Raw genomic sequence first — 22178 nt, forward strand, 5'->3', positions numbered from 1 at the left:
TATGATGGCGCATGCGTTGGCGCAGCGCCGCGCGCGCGGGCAGGGGGGCGATGATGACGTACACACTTCGAAGCCTCACCTGTGCCTTTCTTCTGCTCATTGCCGGTAGTGCGGGCGCGCTGGACCCGGCGCGCGCGGTAGGCCAGTTCCACCACACGGCCTGGACCGTCAACCAGGGTGCGCCGGGCCAGGTCACTGCACTGGCGCAGACGGCCGACGGTTATCTCTGGCTGGGTACCGAGATCGGGTTGTACCGGTTCGACGGCGTGCGCTTCACGCGTTTCGCGCCCACCGGCAGCGAGGCGTTTCCCGCCACCAGTGTGTCCACCCTGTACGCGCCCCCCGGCGGCGGCCTGTGGGTGGGCTTCCGCTATGGCGGCGTCAGCCTGATCGAGGGTGGCCACGTGCGCCATTACGGACAGGCCGAAGGGTTGCCGACCAGTACCGTGTACCGCTTCGCCGAAGACGGCAGCGGTCGCTTGTGGGCGGCCACGTTCACCGGGCCGGTCATGCTGCACGCACACCGCTGGCAGCGCCCACCCGCAGCGATGGCGTACCCAGGGCGCCAGGGACGCACCCTGTTCACCGACCGCGACGGCACGCTGTGGATCGCCACCGAAGACGGCATGGTGGTGCTGCGCCGTGGCGCGGCCACGTTCGAGCGCGTGGCTGCCGTGGTCGGGCGGGTCAGCCAGATCGCGCAGGCGCCTGACGGCGCGATCTGGGTCGCCGAAGCAGACGGTGGCGTGCGCGCGGTGTCGTCATCGCGCACTGCCCCGTCAACCGCTCAACCGGATGCACCGGCCGCATCGGCCGGCCTGCTGTTCGACCGCGACGGCGTGCTCTGGGCCACCACGCTGGGCACCGGGCTGGTGCGTCGTTCGCCGGCGCGTGCAGGCGAGGCGTTTGAAACCTTCCGCCGCGTGGACGGGCTCAGCTCGGATTACCTGCAGCCGCTGCTCGAAGATCGCGAGGGCAACCTGTGGGTGGGCAGCAGCCGGGGCCTGGACCGCTTCCGCCACGCCAACCTGGTGCAGGTGGCGATGCCGGAGGGCGCGCAGGATTTCGCCATCGCAGCCGACGGCGACGCGCTGCTGGTGGGGACGCGCAACCACGCCCTCCAGCGGGTGGCGATGGCATCGCGGCAGGCATTACCGCTGCATGCGGCGATCACCGCGATGCACCGCGATGCCGACGGCGGGATCTGGCTGGGCGGCCCCGAAGGTCTGTGGCGGTTGCACGGCGGCACCTTCGAGGAAGTGTCCGACCTGCCGGTGTCGCTGCGCTCGGGCGTGCAGGCGATCGCGACCACGCCCGACGGTGCGGTCTGGCTGTCGTTGAATACGCCGGGGCTGTACCGGCTGTACCAGGGCCGCTGGACGCATCTGCAGGACATTGTCAACCTGCCGTCGAACGGTTCGCCGCTGGCGATGCAGGTCGATGCGCGCGGGCGACTGTGGCTGGGCTTTGCACGCAACATCGCGGTGGTGCTGGAGCACGGCAAGGCGACCACATCGTGGACAGGTGAACCGCTGGACGTGGGCAATGTCACCGCACTGTTCGAAGACGCGCACGGCATGTGGATTGGCGGCGAGCGCGGCCTGGCCCGGGTGAGCGATGGTCGCCTGCGCAACGTAATGGCCGATGTGCGCGAGGACCTGCGTGGCATCAGCGGGATCGTGGCCGATGCAGCCGGCGACGTGTGGTTCAACGGTGCGCGCGGCGTGGTGCGGGTACGCGCCGACGATGTCGCCGGGCTGTTCGGCGGGCACGGCCGCCCGCGTTACGAACGCTTCAACGCGCTGGACGCGCTGCCCGGCATCGCGGCGCAGTTCCGGCCCTTGCCAACCGCCGCCCGCACCGGCGACGGACGCCTTTGGTTTGCCACCACCAGCGGCCTGGTTTCCATCGACCCTCAGCAGATCGTGCACAATCCAGTGGCGCCGCCGGTTGAGATCCTCTCGGTGAGCGTGGAGGGCGCGGACGTTCCCATCCGCGACGGCCAGGTGCAGTTGCCGGCCGGCCCACGCAACCTGCGTATCCGCTATACCGCGTTGAGCCTGTCGATCCCCGAGCGCGTGCGCTTCCGCTACCAGCTGGAAGGGTTCGACTCGCAATGGATGGAGGGCGCGGCGCGGTCGGCGTCGTACAACGCGCCGGGATCCGGGCGCTACGTGTTCAAGGTACGTGCAAGCAACAACGACGGCGTGTGGAACGAGCAGGGCGCGCAGCTGGTGGTGACGGTGGCGCCGCATTACTGGGAAACCGGCTGGTTCCGGGTGCTCTGCGTGGTCGCTGCAGCGGCCCTGCTGTGGCTGCTGTACCTGGCCAGGCTGCGTCAGCTCGCAGCGCGCATCCGCACGCGCCTGGACGAGCGCCACCGCGAGCGCGAGCGCATCGCCCGCGAACTGCACGACACCCTGCTGCAGAGCACGCAGGGCCTGATCCTGCGGCTGCATGCGTCCAGCCGCAAACTGGCGCCGACCGACCCGGTCCGGCAGGAACTGGAAGCGGCGATGACCATGGCCGAGCGGGTCGGGGCCGACGGGCGCGAGCGCGTGCGCGGCCTGCGTGGCGACGTGGACCACGCACGCGACCTCGGTGCTGCGCTGATGGCGGTCCTGGACGAGTCGCACGGACTGGATACGCCGGTGGTGCGTCTGGTGGTGGAGGGCACGCCACGGCCGATGCAGCGCTGCGCCAGCGAAGAGGCGTACATGATCGGCCGCGAGGCGATGCTCAATGCGTTCCGGCATGCGAAGGCGGGCACCGTGCAGGTGTCGCTCGGTTACGGGCGGCATGCCTTCCGGCTGCGGGTAGACGACGACGGCATTGGTTTCAGCCAGGAGGCGGGCACCGCGAAAGGGCATTGGGGCCTGGCGGGCATGCATGAGCGTGCCGCACGTGCCGGGGGCACCGTGGCGATTCTCTCCGGTCGGCCGGGGCGCGGTACCAGCATCGACCTGCAGATTCCCGCTGCGTTCGCCTGGGAATCGCCGTACCGGCCTGGTGTGGCGGGGCTGCGCGACCGCGTGCGCGCACTGTTGAAGCGTCTCCGGCCCGCGCCGCGCGGGTAAAGCGCAACGGCGTACAAGCGTGGGCGCAGGCATGTCTGGTTCCATGTGTACCGCCATCCCAGAGAAGGACGCACTATGCCCCCACGCCAGCTGGACACGCTGACGCTTACCCGCCGCCAGGTGCTCCAGGTGGGCGCCTCGGCGTTCGCCGTGATGGCGCTCCCGGCGCTTGCAGCAGCACGCACCTCGTCCCCCACACCGGAAACCACGCACATGTCTGAAAACTTCGTCACCACCAAAGACGGCGTCCGCATCTTCTTCAAGGACTGGGGCCCGCGCGATGCGCAGCCCATCGTCTTCCACCACGGCTGGCCGCTGTCCTCGGACGACTGGGACGCGCAGATGCTGTTCTTCGTGCAGCACGGCTATCGCGTTATCGCGCATGACCGCCGCGGCCATGGTCGTTCGGCACAGGTCAGCGACGGCCACGACATGGACCACTACGCCGCGGATGCATCGGCCGTGGCCGAGCACCTGGACCTGCGCAACGCCGTGCATATCGGCCATTCCACCGGCGGCGGTGAAGTCGCGCGTTATGTCGCGAAGTTCGGCCAGCCGCAGGGTCGCGTCGCCAAGGCCGTGCTGGTCAGCGCGGTACCGCCGCTGATGCTGAAGACCGCCTCCAACCCGGGCGGCCTGCCGATGGAAGTCTTCGACGGCATCCGTGCCGGCGTGGCCGCCAACCGCGCGCAGCTGTTCGTGGACTTCCCGACCGGCCCGTTCTACGGCTTCAACCGCCCCGGTGCCACCATTTACCCGGGCGTGATCCAGAACTGGTGGCGCCAGGGCATGATGGGCAGCGCCAAGGCCCACTACGAAGGCATCAAGGCGTTCTCGGAAACCGACCAGACCGACGACCTGAAGGCGATCACCGTGCCGACGCTGGTGATGCACGGCGACGACGACCAGGTCGTGCCGATTGCCGATGCAGCGCTGCTGTCGGTGAAGCTGCTGAAGAACGGCACGCTGAAGGTCTACAAGGGCTACCCGCACGGCATGCTGACCACGCATGCGGACGTGATCAATCCGGATTTGCTGGCCTTCATCAAGGCCTGATGTATTCAGGGCACGCGGGGACCCATGCCCCGTGTGCCCCTCACTGCCTGCAACGGCAGCAGCAGCGCCGCACGCTTCCCGTGCTATAAGCCCTCCACAAGCATTCGCCTGGAGTGGTCATGCCCGCACTTGCCCTGCTGTTTGCCGCTGCTGCCGCAACGAATGTTCCTTCGCTGCCCGATGCCCGTACCGTCGCCGCTATTGAAGCAACCTGCTTCGACTACGTGGATGGCCAACTGGAAGGCGACCCGGCGCGGGTTGCCCGATCGCTGCACCCAGACCTGGCCAAGCGCATGGTCCTGGGGGAGACGCCGGACGAACGGCTTGGCCTGCGCCGCATGAGCAGGGAAGAGCTGGTCGGGTTGACCCGGCAGGGTGCCCTGAAAACGCCCAAGGACAAATGGGACCGCAGCTGCCGCGTGCTGGACGTCACCGACACCGCCGCTTCGGTCCGCCTGGAGACGCCCTGGTTCGTTGACTACTTCCATATGGGGCGCTTCGGCGAACGGTGGATCATCGTCAACGCCTTGTGGTATTCCAAGCCCAAACCTCCGGTCGCGCCGTAACTTCACCTACGGACAGGAGCGTCTGCCGTGGATGCAACCCGATCAATGACAGGCAGCGTGCTGCGGACCACGGCCATGGTCGTGCTCTGGCTTGTGCTGCTGTTGTTTGCCGCTGAGTTCCTGCTGGCCGTGCATGGCAAGTACCACGCACTCGATGGCCCGGCCTACGCGCGTTTCGTAAATCGGCACGGTTGGCTGTGGCTGCACTTCGGCGGCGGCGCGGTCACCCTTGTCGTCGGTGCGTTCCAGCTGATTGCCCGCTGGTGGCTCAGGCGGCCCTTGCTGCATCGTCGGCTGGGGCAGGTTTACTTCGGTGGGATGCTGGCCGCCAGTGCGGCTGCTGTGGGCCTGATCGCCACGACACCGGCCCCGCTGTCGATACGGATCGGCTTCGCCGCCACTGCATTGGCCTGGCTGGTTACCGGCTTTCTCGCACTGCGGGCCATCCGCGGCGGCCGCGTCCTGCAGCATCGTGCGTGGATGGCGCGGAACTACGCCGTCACGCTCGCACCGGTCCTGTTCCGGCTGATGCTGCCGCTGGCCACCGCCTCGGGCCTGCAGCCAGATGGCGCCCTCATTTCAGTACTGCTCTGGGCAAGCTGGATGGTCCCGTTGGTTCTTGTTGAAGGGGGACTGCGAATCGCTGGGGTACCTACCGTGCCCGCACTTGGCTGACGCCATCCGTGCCCGACCCACGCTGGAGTAGATGTCGCCCTGCCTGGCGTTCCAGGTCATGCGCATCCCGGGCATCAGCCAGGACAGTCTGTACGACGCGTATTCGCTTCGATAAAGTCTGGCGGGGAAACGCGGCGAAAGGGAGGTTGGGGCATGGATAACGTTGGTCGGGCGGATGCGGGACGATCGGCCCGCATGGGCGCCCGGTGGCGGGGCGGGGCGAAGGTGCTGTTGGCGCTGGTTGCGTGCGTACCGTTGCAGGCGTCGGCGTCGAGCTACGATCTGGTGTTGACCTGGATGATCGCTACGCCGGTGTTGGTGCTCGGCGTTGGCATGATGGCGCTCCTCCTGTTCCTGCGCGGCAAGGTGCCTGGCTGGCTGCGCGTGCTGGCGACAGTGCTGGCAACGGCGCTGCTGGTTACCGGGCTGTGGGTGTTCCAGCTCGATACCTGGCCGCATTGGCCGACTTACGGTGACTCGGACCTTACGGCAAGATGCATCTCGGTGCTGGTGTTCTGCGCGCTGTGGCTGGGCCTGCTGGTGCAGACAGGCCTGCTGTGGTCCCGCACGCGACGCCATTCGCTGACGCGGTAATTGCATACCTTCCGGGGCGTTGCTGGTCCCTACGTTCGAGAAACTCATGGCAGATCCGTACAACAGCGCTGCACATCCATCGACCGGCCCCCGTCTCGACGACTCCATGGTCACTACGGCATTTGAGCTGCCCGGCTACCGGATCGCACGCAACTTGGGCGTGGTGCGTGGCATCACCGTGCGTTCGCGCTCGATCGTTGGCAACTTCCTGGGCGGCATCCAGACCCTGTTCGGCGGCAACATCACCATCTACACCGAGCTGTGCGAACAGGCCCGCGAGGAAACCTATCGCGACATGGCCAGGCACGCGCGCATGCTGGGCGCCAACGCCATCATCGGGATGCGCTACGACGCCACCGACATCATGACCGGGCTCACTGAAGTGCTGTGCTATGGCACGGCGGTGGTGGTGGAGCCGGTGCGCTGACTGCAGGCCGGGCGATATGCCAGGCATATCGCAGCCCCCTGCAACTCGTATTGGCCTCGGATAACCCCGCGCCCTGATCCTGTCGGGATGCATAGGCAAGACGGTGTTTCATTCGAGGGGCAGGTCGGGTTGGTGACCGGCGCGGCCAGTGGCCTGGGACTGGCCTACAGCCGCCTGCTGGCGCAGCGCGGGGCACGGGTGGTCATGCATGACGTGGGCGCCGGGCTGGATGGGCAGGGCCAGGACCCGCATCGCATCGACGCCACCGTGGCGCTGCTGCGCGGCACCGGGCTGGACGTGCATGCCGCGCACGCGGCCATCGACGAGCGTGAAGGCTGCCGGGGACTGATCGCCGGAATCCTGTCGCGGCATGGCCGGATCGATTTCATCATCCACAACGCGGGATGGGTGGAATACCAGCAGATCGATGCGCTGAAGGAAGACCACTTCGACTACATGATGACCATCGCGGCCAAGGCGCCGCTGTGGCTGGCCGAAGCGGCCTGGGCGGAGATGAAGGCGTGCCATTACGGCCGCATCGTGCTCACCACCTCCGATCGCGCGCTGTATCCCCAGTATGTGCAGAAGGGACTGGCGGCCTATGCGGCGGCGAAGATGGCGGCGGTAGGCATCGTCAACGTACTGGCCGCCGAAGGCGCGTCGCACAACATCGTGGTCAACGCGATTTCACCGGTCGCCAAGACCCGCATGTGGGGCGTGGAAGGCGAGCCCGACGAGCTGCATCCGGACGCGGTGGCACCGGGCGTGGCGTTCCTGGCGTCGACAGCGTGTCGCGAAGGCGGATGGATACTGCGCGCCAGCAACGGGCAGTTCCATGCCACGCGCAGCGTGGAAGCAAAGGACGTCGCGTATCCGCGCGACCTGCGTGCCACCACGGCGGAAACCATCGAGGACATCGCCGCGCAATGGTCGCGCATCGCAACACCGGCGGTGGAACCGCGCAGTTAGCGCTTTCCACGTCATACTGACGCCATGGTCGATCTCCGCCTGCTCCGCCAGTTCGTCGCCGTTGCCGAGGAACTGCATTTCCACCGCGCCGCCGCACGGCTGCACATGTCGCAGCCACCGCTGACGGCGGCGATCCGCCGCCTCGAAGAGGAAGTGGGCAGCGAACTGATCCTGCGCGGCAACCGTACGCTGGGTCTCACCGCGTCGGGTGCTGTACTTCTAAGCGAAGCGCGTCTGCTGCTGCAGCAGGCCGACCGTGCGCTGCTGGCGACCCAGGACGCCGCTGCCGGTCGCACCGGAAGCATCCGCCTGGGCTACGTGGGAAGTGCGTTGTACGGTCGCCTGCCGGAAGTGATCCGCAACTTTCGCCTGGCCAATGCGGACGTACGCCTGGAACTGATCGAAGCGACCTCTGCCCGCCAGATCCAGATGCTGCGCGAAAAGCGCCTGGACGTGGGCGTGGTTATTCCACCGGTGTTCGACGCCGAGGACTTGCAGTTGCAGCCCTTCGACACGGATCGCCTGGCGATTGCGCTGCCACGCGCGCACCGATTGGCGCAGGGCGATGCGGTGACCATTGCCGAACTGGCGGATGAACCTTTCGTGCTGTGGCCCGCACGCGAGGGCAGGGGCTTCCACTCGCAGTTGGTGCGGCTGTGCGCGGCCGCCGGCTTCACCCCGCGCGTGGTGCAGGAAGCGCACGGCATGCATGCGGTGCTTTCGCTGGTGGCGGTGGAAGCCGGCATCTCGGTGGTGCCGGCCAGCATGGTCGGCTTCCGCAGCGAGGAGGTCGCCTACCGGCATCTGCAGGGAGACGAGGCCGGATTCGAGCTTCATCTCTGTGTGCGCTCGGACGAATCGCTGCCGGCGGTGAAGCTGTTCCTGGATCGCAGCTGACGACGCAGCGTCAGCGGGTCCGCTTCACCCACGCCCGCACCACCAGCCCGATCAGGGCGGCGAACACCACCCACGACACCACATCGAAGATGCCGTCGCCGATCAACGCGCTGACCAGCCCCAGCACGCTCGCTGCGGCGATCCACGCCGGGGCGGTGAAGGGGCTGCCGTTCGGGGCGGAAGGACGGCTCATGCGGCACCTCCGGTCTTCTCGGCGCGCTCGATCTCGGTCACCCGTGCGTCGGTGCTGCCGCGCTTGAACCACAGGTACAGGCCGCTGACCAGTACCGCGATGGTGAGCAGGTCCAGCAGCGCCCACAGGATCTTCAATGGCAGCTTCCCGTAGTCACCGAAGTGCAGCGGCTGGCTGAGCAGCAGCACGCTCATGTAGGTGGGCAGCTGCGGTTGCGCGGTGAGCTCGCCGCTGCCAGCGTCGATCAGCACCGGGCGGTACAGGCGCTCGGTGAGCGGGGTGTTGCCCTGCATGAACACGCCATAGTGGTGGTCGCCGCTGTAGCCGGTGCCCGGGAAGCTGACGAAGGCCGGACGCATCGCCGGTTCGGCGGCGCGCGCGGTATCCACCGCGACCTGCAGCGAGGCTAGCGTGGTCGGGCGCGGCTGGCCGGCGTAGCGGGCCGCGAACTCACCCAGCTGTTCGCTCTGCCAGGCGCTTTCCAACGGTTTGGCGATGGTGTTGATGGCGCCGGTGATGCCTACCACCAGTGCCCAGCCGAGGGTGACCACGCCGATCACGTTGTGCAGGTCCAGCCACGCCAGGCGACGGCTGCGGCCGGTGCGCAGGGTGCCGAAGCGCTGGCGACGCATGAAGGGTCCGTACAGTACCAGCCCGGAAATGATCGCCACCGCGAACAGCAGGCCCATGGCGCCCATGAACAGCATGCCGGGCAGGCCGAGGAACAGGTCGGTGTGCAGGCGCAGGATGAAATACATCACCCCTTCGTTGAACTGCGCGGCCGGCACCACGGCGCCGCTGCTGCTGTCGAGCAGGGCGGTCTTCATCTGCGGCGGCGGGGTGTCGGCGCGCTCACCGGTGTTGACGTACATCGTGTTCGCTTCCGGGTCCCAGCCCACGAACAACGGTACGTTGCCGGGGTACTGGGCGAGCGCGGTCTTCACCTGTTCGTCGTAATCGCGCGCCGGACCAGGGTTGGCCGTCTGTTCCGCATGGGGCTCGAGCAGGTGGTCGATTTCTTCGCCGAAGATCAGCGGCAGGCCGGTGATGCACAACAGCAGCAGGAAGAGCGTGCAGATCAGGCTGGTCCACTTGTGGACCAGGAACCAGGCTTTGATGGTGGAGCGTTGCATTGAGTTCTCTGGCGGCGGCTGGAGAAGAGTGTAGTTGCGGTTGCCGGCCAGCGGCCGGCACTACAGCGGCGATCCGGTAGTGCCGGCCGCTGGCCGGCATGTTGTCAGAACCGGTAACTGATGGTGCCGGTCACCGTGCGCGGGTTGCCGGTGAAGCAGTCGCCGAAGTTGCGGCACGGCGCGAAGTACTTCTTGTCCGACAGGTTGGTGATGTTCAACGCCATGGTCCAGTCGGTCACCTGGATTTCAGCCAGCGCATCGACCAGCGTGTAGCTCGGGGTGCGGATGAAACCACCGAAGCCCAGCGACTGGGTATTGCCCACGTAACGGCCGCCAATGCCCAGGCGCAGGCGCGAAACATCGTCGATCTGGAAGCCCTTGGCCACCCACAGCGAGGCCAGCTCCTGCGGGGTGTCGTTGAGGCGCTGGTTCACTTCCATCTCGAAGTTGCTCTTGGTCACCTTGGCGCGGTTGCGCGAATAGGCACCGGTGAGCGTGATGTCGTGCGCGAACGTGAACTGGCCCTCCAGCTCGACACCCTTGGACTCGATCTCGCCGGTCTGCACCACGTTGAGCGGGTTCTCCGGGTCATTGGTCTGGCGGTTGGTTTCGGTGATGCGGTACGCCGCGACGGTGACCAGCATGTTCGCCGCCGGCTGCCACTTCACGCCACCTTCCCACTGGTCGCCCTGCATCGGCTTGAACGCGTTGCCGTAGATGTCCTGGCCGGTGACCGGCAGGAACGATTCGCTGTAGCTGATGTACGGCGACACCCCGGCGCCGATCTCGCCAATCAGGCCCGCGCGCCAGGTGGTCGCGTTGTCGGTCTGGCTCGGCAGGCCTTCGGTCTTGCTGCGCGCATGGTCGCGGCGCGCGCCCAGTACCAGCGAAACACGGTCGGCCCAGCGGATCTGGTCCTGCAGGTACACGCCCAGCTGGGTGGTCTGCTGGTCGGGCAGGCGGTTCCAGCCGTTGATGGTCACGCCGGTGGAGACCGGGGTGTAGATGTCGATCGGGGTCGGGGTCGCGTCCAGCTGCAGCGCGTCTTCACGGTAGTCGCTGTAGTCCACGCCGGCCAGCAGCATGTGCTGGAAGGCACCGGTGGCGAAGTCGAACTGCACCGCGGTGTCGCTGGTCAGCGAGCGCACGTCCGGGCGCACGCCGTAGGCGTTGCGGTTGACCACGGCTTGTCGGCGTCGATGAACGGGTCCAGCGGATTGCTGTAGGCGTCCGGGTACAGTTCGCGGAACTCGGTCTTGCCATCCAGGTAGCGCACCGAGGAGCGCAGGCTCACGCTGTCGTTGAAGCGATGGTCGAACAGCGCGGTCACGCTGTACACGCGCGAATCGAGCTTGTCGAAGTCCTTGTCGCCCAGGAAGGTGGACGGGTCCAGGCGCGGCGTGCCGGCCGGCGCGTGCAGCGTGGCCACCACCGGCAGGAACTGCTGGCTCGAGGCGGTCTTGTCGTGCTGGTAGCTGGTCAACACGGTGAGGTTGGTGCGCTCGCCGCGCCAGCTGATCGACGGCGCGATATAGATGCGGTCGTCGTCGATCTCGTCGGTCTGCATGCCGCTGTCGCGGACCAGGCCGACCACGCGGCCGGCCACGGTGCCGGCCTCATTGAGCGTGCCGCCGATGTCGCCCTGGAACTGCTTGCGGTCGAAATTGCCCAGCTGCACGCCCACTTCGCCACCCATGTCGGTGTAGGTGGGGCGCTTGGTCATGGCATTGATGATGCCGCCGGTGGCGCCGGCGCCATACAGCACCGAGGACGGGCCGCGCAGCACTTCCACGCGCTCCAGGCCGTACACCTCGGTGCGCGCCAGCGGGCTGAAGCCGTAGCTGCGGCGCAGGCCGTCCAGGTACTGCACCGGGTCAAGCCCGCGCACCGTGCTGCCGTCGCTCCGGGTGTCCAGGCCATAGGCGTCTGCGGTCACGCCGGCACTGTAGCGCAGGGTTTCCTGCAGGTTCCGCGCACCCCGGTCGGTGAACAGCTCGCTGGTGATCACGCTGATCGCCTGCGGGGTCTGGGTCAGCGGGGTGTCGGTCTTGGTCGCGGTGCTGGCGCGGTCGGCGACCACGCTGACCGCGTCCAGGGTACGCGCGGTGCCGGCGTCCTGCGCCTGGGCCATGGCCGACGCCAGCAGGGTGGGAACCAGCAGCAACAGGGGCGAGCGGCGCGACAGGGCAGGCATGGGCGGGATTTCCGGGAGTGAGGGCCCGGATTATCGGGAGGTGAGGATGCGAACGCAAATGACTCTCAGCTTCAAACGGGCCGCAGGCGGCTTCATCTGCCTGAAACATCCCCTGCACGGTCCGTAGGCGGCCACCCGCCTAACGTGGACCGTCCCCACGCCGTTGATGGAGACGCCCCATGAATACCCTGCAGACCGCCGCCCGGGCGATGCGAAATGGCCTGGAAGAAATGGCGGCCCTGTTGGTCGGGGAGCGCGCTGAAGACCTGCGCCGCGACGATACCGCCGCCCCCGGGGTCGGCATCCCCATGCCACGCCGCCTGCCGCTGCGCCGGGCGCTCCCGCGGGCGCGCAAGGGCATGGCGCCGTGGCAGAAGGTCGGGGCGTCGCGTCGAAGCTGAACAGGCAAACAGGTTGCACACATCGGGTTGTGGCTAACTAGCGCCCCGACCAACCGACGGACCGATGTGTGAAGAGTGCAGGACGATGGGCGCTGGCCATGCTGATGCTGGCTGCGGCGCTGTGGGTGGCGGGACTGTTGGCCTACCAGGTGCCCGGACCGGGCTGGATCAAGGGCGTGGCGCTGCTGGCATGGGGCGGGTTCGCGCTGGCCACGGCGGTTGCAGTGGGCCGGGCCCGGGTCGGCCGTTGGCCGGGGCCGGTGTTCGTGGCGGTGCTGGTGCTGTGCGGGGTCTGGTGGCTGCTGCTCAGTCCGCGCCAGGATCGGGTCTGGGCCGATGATGTCGCGCAACGGCTGAAAGTGGTCGAGTTCGACGGCACCCACGTGGTGCTGGACAACGTGCGCAACTTCAGCTGGCGCAGCGAAGACGACCATGACGTGCGCTGGGAGCGCCGCAGCTACGACCTGGATCAACTGCAGTCGGCCGACCTGGTGCTGTCGTACTGGATGGGACCGCTGATCGCGCACACGCTGGTGTCGTTCGGGTTCGCCGACGGCCGCCAGCTGGTGTTCTCGCTGGAGATCCGCAAGGAGCGCGGCGAATCGTTCTCCGCGCTGGGCGGGTTCTTCCGCAAGTTCGAGATGACCCTGGTCGCGGCCGAGGAAACCGATATCGTGCGCGTACGCAGCAACGTACGCGGCGAGGACGTGTACCTGTATCGCCTCAAGGGCATGACCCGCGACCAGCTCAAGGGCCTGTTCGTGTCCTACCTGGGCGAGGCGCGCCGGCTGGATGCCGCACCGGCGTTCTACAACACGCTCACCAGCAACTGCACCACCATCGTGTACGAGCTGGCGAAACAGATCGCCCCGGGACTGCCGCTGGACTACCGGCTGCTTGTGTCGGGCTACTTCGCCGAATACGCGCGCGACCTGGGGGTGCTGACGCCCGGCGTGGACTTCGCCACCTTGAAGGCGCGCGGACGCATCACCGATCGCGCGCGCGCTGCCGGCGACGACCCACGCTTCTCCGCGCTGATCCGCCAGGGCGTACCCGGCATCGACGCGGAGCCGCAGCAATGAGCCGCTTGTTGTACCGCGGTGCTCCATTGCTGGCCCTGGTGCTGTCGCTGCTGCTGTCCAGCGGCTGCGCGATGGTGACCATGAAGCAGGTCTCGCCGACCGACTACCTGGCCAACAAGCGCGGTGACGTGCTGACCTCCGGCCGCTTCAGCATGGCCTCGCAGGAAACGCTGAGCGTGATCGGGCTGGACGTGTCGTTGTGCGAGAAGGACGTGGTGGCCTGCGAGAAGACCCTGAAGGACACCCGCGACCTGCCCGAGGAGCAGCGCCTGTCTACGTTGTCCGAGCTGTGGGTGAAGAACGCGCTGGAGCTGACCCCCAAGCCCAAGGACCGGGAGAAGACCCCGATGTCCGACGCGGCGCTGGACGCCTGGCTGGAGGCGGCGCGCTACGCGTATGCCTACCTGTTCTTCAGCGGGCGCACCCCGTCCGACCGTGCGTTCGAAGACCGCCAGACCCAGGTGCGCGACTACTACAACTACGCCGCCGAGCAGACCGCCACGGTGGTGTTCAAGCGCAGCCGCGAAAGCGCGCTGGAAGGCGAGGACTACAACGCCGCCGTGGCCGGCGAGCGCTGGACGCTCACCTCGGATTTCGACCAGCTGCGCCTGACCAGCATTCCCACCACGATGGTCTCGGCCTCGTCGGTCAGCTTTGCCGGCCTGCGCAGCACCTACCGGCGGGACGGCTTCGGTGCCGAGCTGGTGGTGGTGATGGACCCGCCCAAGCTGATCGCGCCGGCGGAGGGCGAAAAGGCCGACATTCCGCAATACAGCGAGATGTCCTCGATCAATGCCACCGCGCTGTTGCGCTTCAAGGGCGACACCCTGCAGCAGGTGCTGGACACCACCCAGGTGTTGTTCGACGTGTACTCGCCCGAGTCCACCGAAAGCGTGCAGCTGCATGGCGAGAAGGTACCGCTGGCCGGCAACTTCACAGCCGCCTACGGCATGTGGCTGGCCCAGTCCGGATTCGCCACGCAGTCGTTGCGTACGTTGTTCGGGCTCAGCGAAGGCATCGCCGAACCGCACATGTACCTGATGCAGCCCTGGGACCCGAACCGCCGCATCATCTTCATGCTGCATGGCCTGGGCAGCAGCCCGGAGGCGTGGGTCAACGTGGCCAACGAGATCCTGGGCGACCCGGAGCTGCGCCGCCATTTCCAGGTCTGGCAGGTGTACTACCCGACCAATGCGCCGATCGCTCTCAACCGCTACGAGATCGACCAGGCGTTCAACAACACGCTGCGCCACTTCGATCCCAGCGGCAGCGCGCCGGCGTCGAAGGACATGGTGTTCATCGGCCACAGCATGGGCGGGGTGCTGGCGCGCCTGCTGGTCACCAGCTCCGGCGAAACGCTGTGGGACCAGCTGCTGGCCAACTACGACCTCAAGGGCGAGCGGCTCAAGCGGGTGCAGGCCAAGCTGGGCCCGCTGCTGCATTTCGACGCCGAACCGAACGTGGAGCGGGCCATCTTCATCGCCGCCCCGCACAAGGGCACCGACATTGCCGGCAACCGGGTGGGGCGCTTCATCGGCCGCCTGGTGCGCCTGCCGATCACCCTGCTGGGCAAGTTCGAGGACGTGTTCCAGACCCTGCAGCAGGCCGAAGTGCAGTCGGCGCAGGCGACAAAGCTGCAGATCCCCAACAGCATCGACAACCTCAAGGCCAGCGATCCGTTCGTGAAGGCGTCCTCGGCGCTGCCGATCATGCCGGGACTGAAGTACCACTCCATCATCGCCCAGCGTAAAGCCAGCGTGCCGCTGGAACGGTCCGACGATGGGCTGGTGCCGTACTGGAGCGCGCACCTGCCGGGTGCGGTGTCGGAGAAGGTGATCATCTCCGGCCACAGCGTGCAGGAGACCCCACAGGCGGTGTTGGAGATCCGGCGGATCCTGCGCGAGGATCTGGAGCAGGTGGACCGGAAAACGCCGTAGGGCGGGATGTCATACCCGCCTTGCGACCACCACGCTCGCTGCCGCCAGCAACAGCATGATCGCGAACGTCTGCAGGTAGCCCAGGGTCACGTCCACCGACAGCATCCACGCGAACAGCGACCCGGACACGGCCAGCGTGGTGGCCACGCCCAGTGCTTCGCTCAGCTGCAGCGCCGAGGTGTTGGCGCCCTGCTGCGCCGGCGGTGACAACGACAGCGTCAGCACCGACAGGCTCGGGTAGATCAGGCCCATGCCCAGCCCGGTCAGCGTCCACCCGGCCAGCGCCAGCCACAACGGCACGTCGGGCTGGATCGCCAGCGCGGTGCCGATGATGCCCGCGCACATCAACAGCGCACCGGCGCCCAGCAGGGTCCGCCGCGACACGCCCTGGCCCTGGTGGCCCTGGAACCAGGAACCGCTGAACCAGCCCAGTGCGCCCAGGCTCAAGGCCACCCCGGCCAGCAACGGGCTCAGTCCACGTTCGCGCTGCAGCAGCAGCGGCAGGAACGCTTCGCAACCGAAGAACGCCGACGCCGCGATCCCGCGCAGGGCGATCACGCTGGGCAGGCCGCGCCGCAGCCGCAGCGTGCCCTGCGGCAGCAGTTTCCAGCTGCACAACGCCAGCAGCGCGATGGCCGGTACCAGCACTGTCAGCGCCGGCCAGCCGACCTGCTGCCCGCCCACGTACAGCAGCAGCGCGCCCAATGAGGCACCGATCGCCCAGCGCACCACGCTGCGGTTGGAGGCGGCGGCACCGGCCAGGGGCGGCACCGCGCGCAGGGCCGGCCGCAGCAGCAGTGCGGCCGGAATGGCCAGCAGCGGCACGCCCAGGAACACCCAGCGCCAGCCCAGGTGCTGCACGATCAACCCGCTGATCGCCGGGCCGATCAGGGACGGCACCACCCAGCCGGCCGAGAACGCGGCGAACACGCGCGGGCGCAGCGACTCGGGGAAGGTGCGGCCCACCAGCACGTACAGCGCGACCGAAATCGCACCCGCGCCCAGCCCCTGCAGCAGCCGGCCCAGCACCAGCACCGGCATGTGCTGGGCGAAACCCGCCACCAGCAGGCCGGCGATGAAACAGGCCAGGCCCAGCCACAGCGGACGCGCCGGGCCCAGCCGGTCGCTCCAGCGCCCGGCCAGGGTCATGCCGATCACGCTGGTGGCCAGGGTGCCGCCGAAGGCGAGCGCATACAGGCGCAGCCCGTCCAGCTCGTGCGCGACGGTGGGCATGGCGGCGGCGACTGCGAGCGCTTCGAATGCATGCAGCGAGACCAGCGCGACCATCCCGACGGTGGTGGCGCGGTAGCGCGGCGAGAGGATCGACGCTGGTGCGTCGGAGGCAGGCAGTGAAGCGACATCGGAAGACATGTGCAATCCAGGAAACGAAGGTGCGTGGCGCTTGCGGCGCGCCACGAGGTGCCGCACGATGACACCTGAACCAAGGTTGAGGTCAAGCAGTGATCGCGCAGGAGCTGAGTGTAGGCGAGGTGGCACGGCGCAGTGGCGTGGCGGTATCGGCGCTGCACTTCTATGAACGCAAGGGTTTGATCCGCAGCCTGCGTACCGCCGGCAACCAGCGCCGTTTCAGCCGTGACGTGCTGCGTCGGTTGGCGGTGATCCGCGTGGCGCAGCGGGTGGGCATGCCGCTGGAGGCGGTGGCCAATGCCTTTGCCGCCCTGCCGGAAAACAAGACCCCGACCCGTGCCGAATGGGGAAAGATGTCGGCGCTGTGGCGCGCCGAGCTGGACCAGCGGATCGAGGAGTTGTTGTTGCTGCGCGACCAGCTGACCGATTGCATCGGGTGCGGGTGTTTGTCGTTGAAGCGCTGCCGGTTGGCCAATCCGGGCGATGCGCTGGGCGAGCAGGGGGATGGGCCGCAACGGTGGGGGTGAGGGGCCGCGCGCGCGTCAGCCACGCAGGGCGTGGCTCTACCGGACGATATCCCAGCGCGGTAGAGCCACGCCCTGCGTGGCTGAAGCGCACGCCACGCGTCTTCCGCTCAATCGTTCGCCGCAGACAACGTCTTCCCCCGCTCGGTAGCGGCATCGATCGCCCGCCCGACCATCGCCTCGAACCCATCGCCCTGGAAACGCTCGATCGCCGCCTGCGTGGTGCCGTTCGGCGAGGTCACCCGGCGCCGCAGCTCGGCAGGCGCTTCACCGGACTCGTCCAGCATGCGGCTGGCGCCCAGCAGGGTCTGCACCACCAGCGTGCGTGCAGCCTCCGGCGCCAGGCCCTGTGCGATCCCGGCTGCTTCCATCGCCTCGGCCAGCAGGAACACATAGGCCGGGCCGCTCCCGGACACCGCCGTCACCGCGTCCATGCGCGCCTCATCGTCGATCCACACCGTGCGCCCGGCACTGGCCAGTACCGTGTCGGCCAGCGCACGCTGTTCCTCGCTGACGCCGTCGGTGGCAAACAGCCCGGTGACCCCCGCGCCGAGCAGCGCCGGGGTGTTGGGCATCGCGCGCACCACCGCGCCATGGCCGCCCAGCCAGCGTGCCAGCTGCGCACTGGTGATGCCGGCGGCGATGGAGACCACCAGCGGCTGCAGGCGCGCGGCAGGCTCTGCCAGCGTGGCGCAGACCTCGCGCAGGACCTGGGGTTTTACCGCCAGCACCCACACCGTGCCCTGTGCGGCGGCGTCGGCAGCATCGTCGTAGGTGGCGACCCCGAACTCGGCGCTGAGCTGCTCGCGCAGCGCGGCGACCGGTTCAGCCACATGGATCTGGCCGGGCGCCACGCCCTGGCGGACCAGCCCGGCAATCAGGCTGCGGGCCATGTTGCCGCCGCCGATGAAGGTGATGGGAGCAGTCGTCATGAAGGGTCCTTGTTGGGGGAGGGGCGGGCGCCGAACAGGGCGGTGCCGACCCGGACCATGGTCGCGCCATGGGCAATGGCTTCGGGGTAGTCGCTGCTCATGCCCATGGAAAGGGTATCCACCTGCGGGTAGCGCGCAGCCAGCCCGGTAAACAGTTCGTGCATCCGCTCGAACGCCTGCTGGCGGCGCACGGCGTCCGGCCAGGGCGCGGGAATGGCCATCAGCCCGCGCAGGCACAGCCGCGGTTCGGCCGCGATGGCGGCGGCGAGTGCCTGCACCGCGTCCGGCGTGCAGCCGTGCTTGCTGTCTTCGTCGTCGATATTGACCTGCACCAGCACGTTCAATGGCGCCAGCGTGTCCGGGCGATGCGCGGCCAGGGCCGTCACCAGCTTGGGCCGGTCCACGCTCTGCACCCAGTCGAAGCGTTGCGCGGCCAGCTCGGCCTTGTTCGACTGCAGGTGCCCGATCAGGTGCCACTCCAGTCCCAACGGCGCCAGCGCCTCGATTTTGGCCGCCGCTTCCTGCACGTAATTCTCGCCAAAGGCGCGCTGGCCCTGCGCCGCCAGCGCAGCCACCGCTTCGGCTGGCTGGGTCTTGGACACCGCCAGCAGGCGCGGGGTTGGCCGCCCGGCGGCCGTGGCCGCGTTGTGCAGGTTCAGCAACAGGGTGGGCAGGGGCAGGGCGGTCACGGGCAGGTACTCAAGGGACAGTTTCCCGGCGGATCAGGGAGGCTATACTGCCGACCGGGGAAAGATCCTTCCAGTCGCAGCAGTCTATGGGGAGTAGCAGCGTATGGATATCGCCGAACTGTTGGCGTTTTCCGTTAAGAACAAAGCGTCGGACCTTCATCTGTCGGCAGGCCTGCCGCCGATGATCCGCGTCGACGGCGATGTCCGTCGCATCAATATTCCGGCCCTGGACCACAAGCAGGTCCATGCGCTCGTTTACGACATCATGTCGGACAAGCAGCGCCGCGATTACGAGGAATTCCTCGAAGTCGACTTCTCGTTCGAGATTCCCAGCCTGGCACGCTTCCGCGTCAACGCGTTCAACCAGAACCGTGGCGCCGGTGCGGTGTTCCGTACCATTCCGTCCGAGGTGCTGACCCTGGAAGACCTGGCGGTGCCGCCGATCTTCCGTGAGCTGATCGACCAGCCGCAGGGCCTGATCCTGGTCACCGGCCCGACCGGTTCGGGCAAGTCGACCACGCTGGCGGCGATGATCGACCACATCAACAAGAACGAATACGGCCACATCCTCACCGTCGAGGATCCGATCGAATTCGTGCACACCTCGCAGAAGTGCCTGATCAACCAGCGCGAAGTGCACCGCGACACGCACGGCTTCAACGAAGCGCTGCGCTCGGCACTGCGTGAAGACCCGGACATCATCCTGGTGGGCGAACTCCGCGACTTGGAAACCATCCGCCTGGCGCTGACCGCGGCCGAAACCGGCCACCTGGTGTTCGGCACCCTGCATACCAGTTCGGCGGCCAAGACCATCGACCGCATCATCGACGTGTTCCCCGCCGGCGAAAAGCCGATGGTGCGCTCGATGCTGTCCGAGTCGCTGCGTGCGGTCATTTCGCAGGCGCTGCTGAAGAAGGTCGGCGGTGGCCGTACGGCCGCGTGGGAAATCATGGTCGGCACCCCGGCCATCCGCAACCTGATCCGCGAGGACAAGGTGGCGCAGATGTACTCGGCGATCCAGACCGGCCAGCAGATGGGCATGATGACCCTGGACCAGCACCTGCAGGACCTGGTCAAGCGCAGCCTGATCACGCGCAACCAGGCCAAGGAATACGCCAAGGACAAGCGCATCTTCGAATGATGGTAAAGCTGGGCTCTGCCCAGCTGGTAGAGCCGGGCTCTGCCCGGCTGGCAGTGCCGGCCGCCGGCCGGCTCCAAGCAATCTTCGGAGCACACCGCAATGAACACCACCAGCACCACCATCGACTTCACCTCGTTCCTCAAGCTGATGGCGCACCAGAAGGCGTCGGACCTGTTCATCACCGCGGGCATGCCGCCGGCGATCAAGGTCAACGGCAAGATCTCGCCGATCACCCAGACCCCGCTGACGCCGCAGCAGAGCCGCGACCTGGTGCTGAACGTGATGACGCCGGCGCAGCGCGAAGAGTTCGAAAAGACCCACGAGTGCAACTTCGCCATCGGCCTGTCCGGTGTCGGCCGTTTCCGCGTGAGCTGCTTCTACCAGCGCAACCAGGTCGGCATGGTGCTGCGCCGGATCGAAACGCGCATTCCCACCGTGGAAGAACTGAGCCTGCCGCCGATCATCAAGACGCTGGCGATGACCAAGCGCGGCATCATCCTGTTCGTGGGTGCCACCGGTACCGGTAAGTCGACCTCGCTGGCGGCGATGATCGGCTACCGCAACCTGAACTCCACCGGGCACATCATCACCATCGAAGACCCGATCGAGTTCGTGCACAAGCACGAAGGCTGCATCATCACCCAGCGCGAAGTCGGCATCGACACCGACAGCTGGGAAGCGGCGCTGAAGAACACCCTGCGCCAGGCGCCGGACGTGATCATGATCGGCGAAGTGCGTACCCGCGAAGGCATGGACCACGCCATCGCGTTCGCCGAAACCGGCCACCTGGTGCTGTGCACCCTGCATGCCAACAACGCCAACCAGGCGATGGACCGCATCATCAACTTCTTCCCGGAAGACCGCCGCAACCAGCTGCTGATGGACCTTTCGCTGAACCTCAAGGGCGTGGTCGCGCAGCAGCTGATCCCGTCGCCCGACGGGAAGTCGCGCAAGGTGGCGATGGAAATCATGCTGGGCACGCCGCTGGTGCAGGATTACATCCGCGACGGTGAGATCCACAAGCTCAAGGAAGTGATGAAGGAGTCGGTGCAGCTGGGCATGCGCACCTTCGACCAGAGCCTGTTCGAGCTCTACCAGGCCGGCGAGATCAGCTACGAAGACGCGCTGCGTTACGCCGACTCGCAGAACGAAGTGCGCCTGCGCATCAAGCTGTCCCAGGGCGGCGACGCGCGTACGCTGTCGCAGGGCCTGGACGGGGTGGAGATTTCCGAAGTCCGCTGATACTGCGGATCCGGAAAACGGGGCGCGCGCGGTGCAATGCCGGCGCGCCCTTGCTGTACGTGGTGCTTCAAGGGGCCGGCACCGTGCCGGTAGCACTGTTACCGTAGAGAAAAATGCACATGGAATTGCATGATCCGTACCGCGCGCCGGCCACGTTTCCGACGCCTCCTGCCTTGCCGCGCGCCTTGCCCGAAACCCGGCCGCACGCCCAGCCGATCTCCGACGCGGCAGCCTATTACTCGCCCTCGTCCATGAAGATGGTGACGCTGTCGCTGACCACGCTGGGGCTTTACCCGGTGTATTGGTTCTGGCGCAACTGGCAGGCGATCAAGCGTGAGACCGGGGGAACCCAATGGCCGTGGGCGCGCGCGCTGTTCTCGCCGCTCTGGGCCTACCTGTGTTTCAGCCAACTGCGCGACGCCGCCAGCAATCGTCGCCGTGACCTCGCGTTTGCGCCGGGCCTGCTGGCACTGGCCTACTTCCTGCTCAACCTTGCCAGCCGCCTGCCCAATGCCGGGTGGCTGCTGGCCTTGTTTGCCTTCGTGCCGCTGCTGCCGGTCAACAGCCTGCTGCGTCGCTACCACCAGGACGAACGGGTGGACATGGCGCAGATGGACCGGTTCAGCGCGCTGCACATCCTGGTAACGGTCGTCGGCGGTCTGTTCCTGCTGCTGGTGTTCATCGCCATGGCGATGAACCCGCAGGTCAGCCGCTAAGCCGGTGGTGGAGCGCACGACCCCCGGTCGTGCGCTCTCCCCGGCGGTGGCCTGTCGATTTCCGGCCCGCAGGTTCGTCGTACCAGATGAACCCACCTGCGAGGAAACGGTCATGAACGACACCGCCCCGGTCAAAGGCCCCGCGTCTTACTTCCCATCCATTGAGAAAACCTATGGCCAGCCGGTCGGGCATTGGCTGGCCCTATTGGCCACTCAGGGCGGGCTGAAGCACATGGCGCTGGTCGGCTTCCTGAAGGAGGCGCACGGGCTGGGCCACGGTCATGCCAACGCGCTGGTGGCCCACCACCTGAAGGGGCGGCGGGACTAGGGCCCGGCCGAAACCGGCCAGATGCGGCCGATTGTTG

The 22178-nt window shown here is 67.4% G+C and carries 23 protein-coding genes; 16 read left to right on the top strand and 7 right to left on the bottom strand.

The features are described 5' to 3' along the window. Positions 1-53: 53 nt before the first annotated feature. The 8 genes from HGB51_RS11605 (at position 54) to HGB51_RS11640 (ending at position 8261) form a co-directional block, all read left to right on the top strand. Positions 54-3077: a sensor histidine kinase gene (locus HGB51_RS11605; RefSeq protein ID WP_070208351.1), complete on the top strand. Its 3024-nt coding sequence runs from the start codon at positions 54-56 to the stop codon at positions 3075-3077. A 213-nt stretch (positions 3078-3290) separates the two neighbouring features. Further along, positions 3291-4133 carry an alpha/beta fold hydrolase gene (locus HGB51_RS11610; RefSeq protein WP_246233613.1) on the top strand — a complete coding sequence of 281 codons (843 nt, stop codon included), beginning with the start codon at positions 3291-3293 and terminating at the stop codon, positions 4131-4133. Positions 4134-4252: 119 nt separating this feature from the next. Beyond that, a complete protein-coding gene (locus tag HGB51_RS11615; RefSeq protein WP_070208334.1) occupies positions 4253-4699 on the top strand; it encodes a nuclear transport factor 2 family protein in 447 nt (148 codons plus the stop codon). A gap of 75 nt (positions 4700-4774) precedes the next feature. After that, entirely contained in the window at positions 4775-5374 is a 600-nt protein-coding gene (locus tag HGB51_RS11620; protein WP_171966836.1) for a DUF2306 domain-containing protein, read from the top strand. Between the two features lie 153 nt (positions 5375-5527). After that, positions 5528-5968, top strand: coding sequence for a hypothetical protein (locus tag HGB51_RS11625; RefSeq protein WP_141739156.1), 441 nt, complete (start codon positions 5528-5530; stop codon positions 5966-5968). 46 nt (positions 5969-6014) lie between these two features. Then, positions 6015-6395 carry a YbjQ family protein gene (locus tag HGB51_RS11630; protein WP_070208331.1) on the top strand — a complete coding sequence of 127 codons (381 nt, stop codon included), beginning with the start codon at positions 6015-6017 and terminating at the stop codon, positions 6393-6395. Positions 6396-6482: 87 nt separating this feature from the next. Beyond that, positions 6483-7364: an SDR family NAD(P)-dependent oxidoreductase gene (locus tag HGB51_RS11635; protein WP_070208330.1), complete on the top strand. Its 882-nt coding sequence runs from the start codon at positions 6483-6485 to the stop codon at positions 7362-7364. 24 nt (positions 7365-7388) lie between these two features. Further along, positions 7389-8261: a LysR family transcriptional regulator gene (locus tag HGB51_RS11640; protein WP_070208329.1), complete on the top strand. Its 873-nt coding sequence runs from the start codon at positions 7389-7391 to the stop codon at positions 8259-8261. Positions 8262-8271: 10 nt separating this feature from the next. On the opposite strand, the gene HGB51_RS11645 is transcribed toward HGB51_RS11640, so the two are convergent. The 4 genes from HGB51_RS11645 to HGB51_RS20330 all read right to left on the bottom strand — a co-directional run bounded on the left by HGB51_RS11645 (position 8272) and on the right by HGB51_RS20330 (position 11781). Next, positions 8272-8454, bottom strand: a complete 183-nt coding sequence (locus HGB51_RS11645) for a hypothetical protein (protein WP_070208328.1) — start codon at positions 8452-8454, stop codon at positions 8272-8274. After that, positions 8451-9587, bottom strand: a complete 1137-nt coding sequence (locus HGB51_RS11650) for a PepSY-associated TM helix domain-containing protein (RefSeq protein WP_070208327.1) — start codon at positions 9585-9587, stop codon at positions 8451-8453. Before HGB51_RS11650 ends, HGB51_RS11645 begins: the two co-directional genes overlap by 4 nt. A gap of 104 nt (positions 9588-9691) precedes the next feature. Next, positions 9692-10771 (bottom strand): TonB-dependent siderophore receptor, encoded by a 1080-nt coding sequence (locus HGB51_RS20325; protein WP_256123612.1) that lies wholly within the window; start codon positions 10769-10771, stop codon positions 9692-9694. Then, positions 10723-11781 (bottom strand): TonB-dependent siderophore receptor, encoded by a 1059-nt coding sequence (locus HGB51_RS20330; RefSeq protein WP_246233569.1) that lies wholly within the window; start codon positions 11779-11781, stop codon positions 10723-10725. The genes HGB51_RS20325 and HGB51_RS20330 overlap by 49 nt, the downstream gene beginning before the upstream one ends. Positions 11782-11960: 179 nt before the next feature. Between HGB51_RS20330 and HGB51_RS11660 the strand changes: the two genes are divergently transcribed. The 3 genes from HGB51_RS11660 (at position 11961) to HGB51_RS11670 (ending at position 15201) form a co-directional block, all read left to right on the top strand. After that, entirely contained in the window at positions 11961-12182 is a 222-nt protein-coding gene (locus HGB51_RS11660; RefSeq protein WP_246233571.1) for a hypothetical protein, read from the top strand. Positions 12183-12286: 104 nt separating this feature from the next. Further along, complete coding sequence (locus tag HGB51_RS11665; protein WP_070208349.1) at positions 12287-13264, top strand: Lnb N-terminal periplasmic domain-containing protein; 978 nt, start codon at positions 12287-12289, stop codon at positions 13262-13264. Then, positions 13261-15201, top strand: coding sequence for an esterase/lipase family protein (locus HGB51_RS11670; protein ID WP_070208326.1), 1941 nt, complete (start codon positions 13261-13263; stop codon positions 15199-15201). Before HGB51_RS11665 ends, HGB51_RS11670 begins: the two co-directional genes overlap by 4 nt. Before the next feature lie 9 nt (positions 15202-15210). Here HGB51_RS11670 and HGB51_RS11675 read toward each other — a convergent pair whose 3' ends face one another. Further along, positions 15211-16572 (bottom strand): MFS transporter, encoded by a 1362-nt coding sequence (locus HGB51_RS11675; RefSeq protein WP_070208325.1) that lies wholly within the window; start codon positions 16570-16572, stop codon positions 15211-15213. Positions 16573-16661: 89 nt separating this feature from the next. Between HGB51_RS11675 and soxR the strand changes: the two genes are divergently transcribed. Beyond that, positions 16662-17096 (top strand): redox-sensitive transcriptional activator SoxR, encoded by a 435-nt coding sequence (gene soxR, locus HGB51_RS11680; RefSeq protein ID WP_171966837.1) that lies wholly within the window; start codon positions 16662-16664, stop codon positions 17094-17096. 107 nt (positions 17097-17203) lie between these two features. Here the strand turns inward: soxR and proC are convergent, their stop codons facing one another. Beyond that, positions 17204-18025, bottom strand: coding sequence for a pyrroline-5-carboxylate reductase (proC, locus tag HGB51_RS11685; protein WP_070208324.1), 822 nt, complete (start codon positions 18023-18025; stop codon positions 17204-17206). Then, entirely contained in the window at positions 18022-18714 is a 693-nt protein-coding gene (locus tag HGB51_RS11690) for a YggS family pyridoxal phosphate-dependent enzyme (protein WP_070208323.1), read from the bottom strand. The genes proC and HGB51_RS11690 overlap by 4 nt, the downstream gene beginning before the upstream one ends. A gap of 103 nt (positions 18715-18817) precedes the next feature. On the opposite strand from HGB51_RS11690, the gene HGB51_RS11695 reads away from it, so the two are divergent. From HGB51_RS11695 to HGB51_RS11710, 4 genes are all read left to right on the top strand, one after another. Further along, positions 18818-19855 (top strand): type IV pilus twitching motility protein PilT, encoded by a 1038-nt coding sequence (locus HGB51_RS11695; protein WP_070208322.1) that lies wholly within the window; start codon positions 18818-18820, stop codon positions 19853-19855. Between the two features lie 99 nt (positions 19856-19954). After that, positions 19955-21097, top strand: a complete 1143-nt coding sequence (locus HGB51_RS11700) for a PilT/PilU family type 4a pilus ATPase (protein ID WP_070206700.1) — start codon at positions 19955-19957, stop codon at positions 21095-21097. Between the two features lie 119 nt (positions 21098-21216). Beyond that, complete coding sequence (locus HGB51_RS11705; RefSeq protein ID WP_141739005.1) at positions 21217-21813, top strand: hypothetical protein; 597 nt, start codon at positions 21217-21219, stop codon at positions 21811-21813. 112 nt (positions 21814-21925) lie between these two features. After that, positions 21926-22141, top strand: a complete 216-nt coding sequence (locus HGB51_RS11710; RefSeq protein WP_070206698.1) for a DUF4287 domain-containing protein — start codon at positions 21926-21928, stop codon at positions 22139-22141. The last annotated feature ends 37 nt before the right edge of the window (positions 22142-22178 follow it).

The organism is Stenotrophomonas bentonitica (assembly GCF_013185915.1).
GTDB classification, from domain to species: Bacteria; Pseudomonadota; Gammaproteobacteria; order Xanthomonadales; family Xanthomonadaceae; genus Stenotrophomonas; species Stenotrophomonas bentonitica.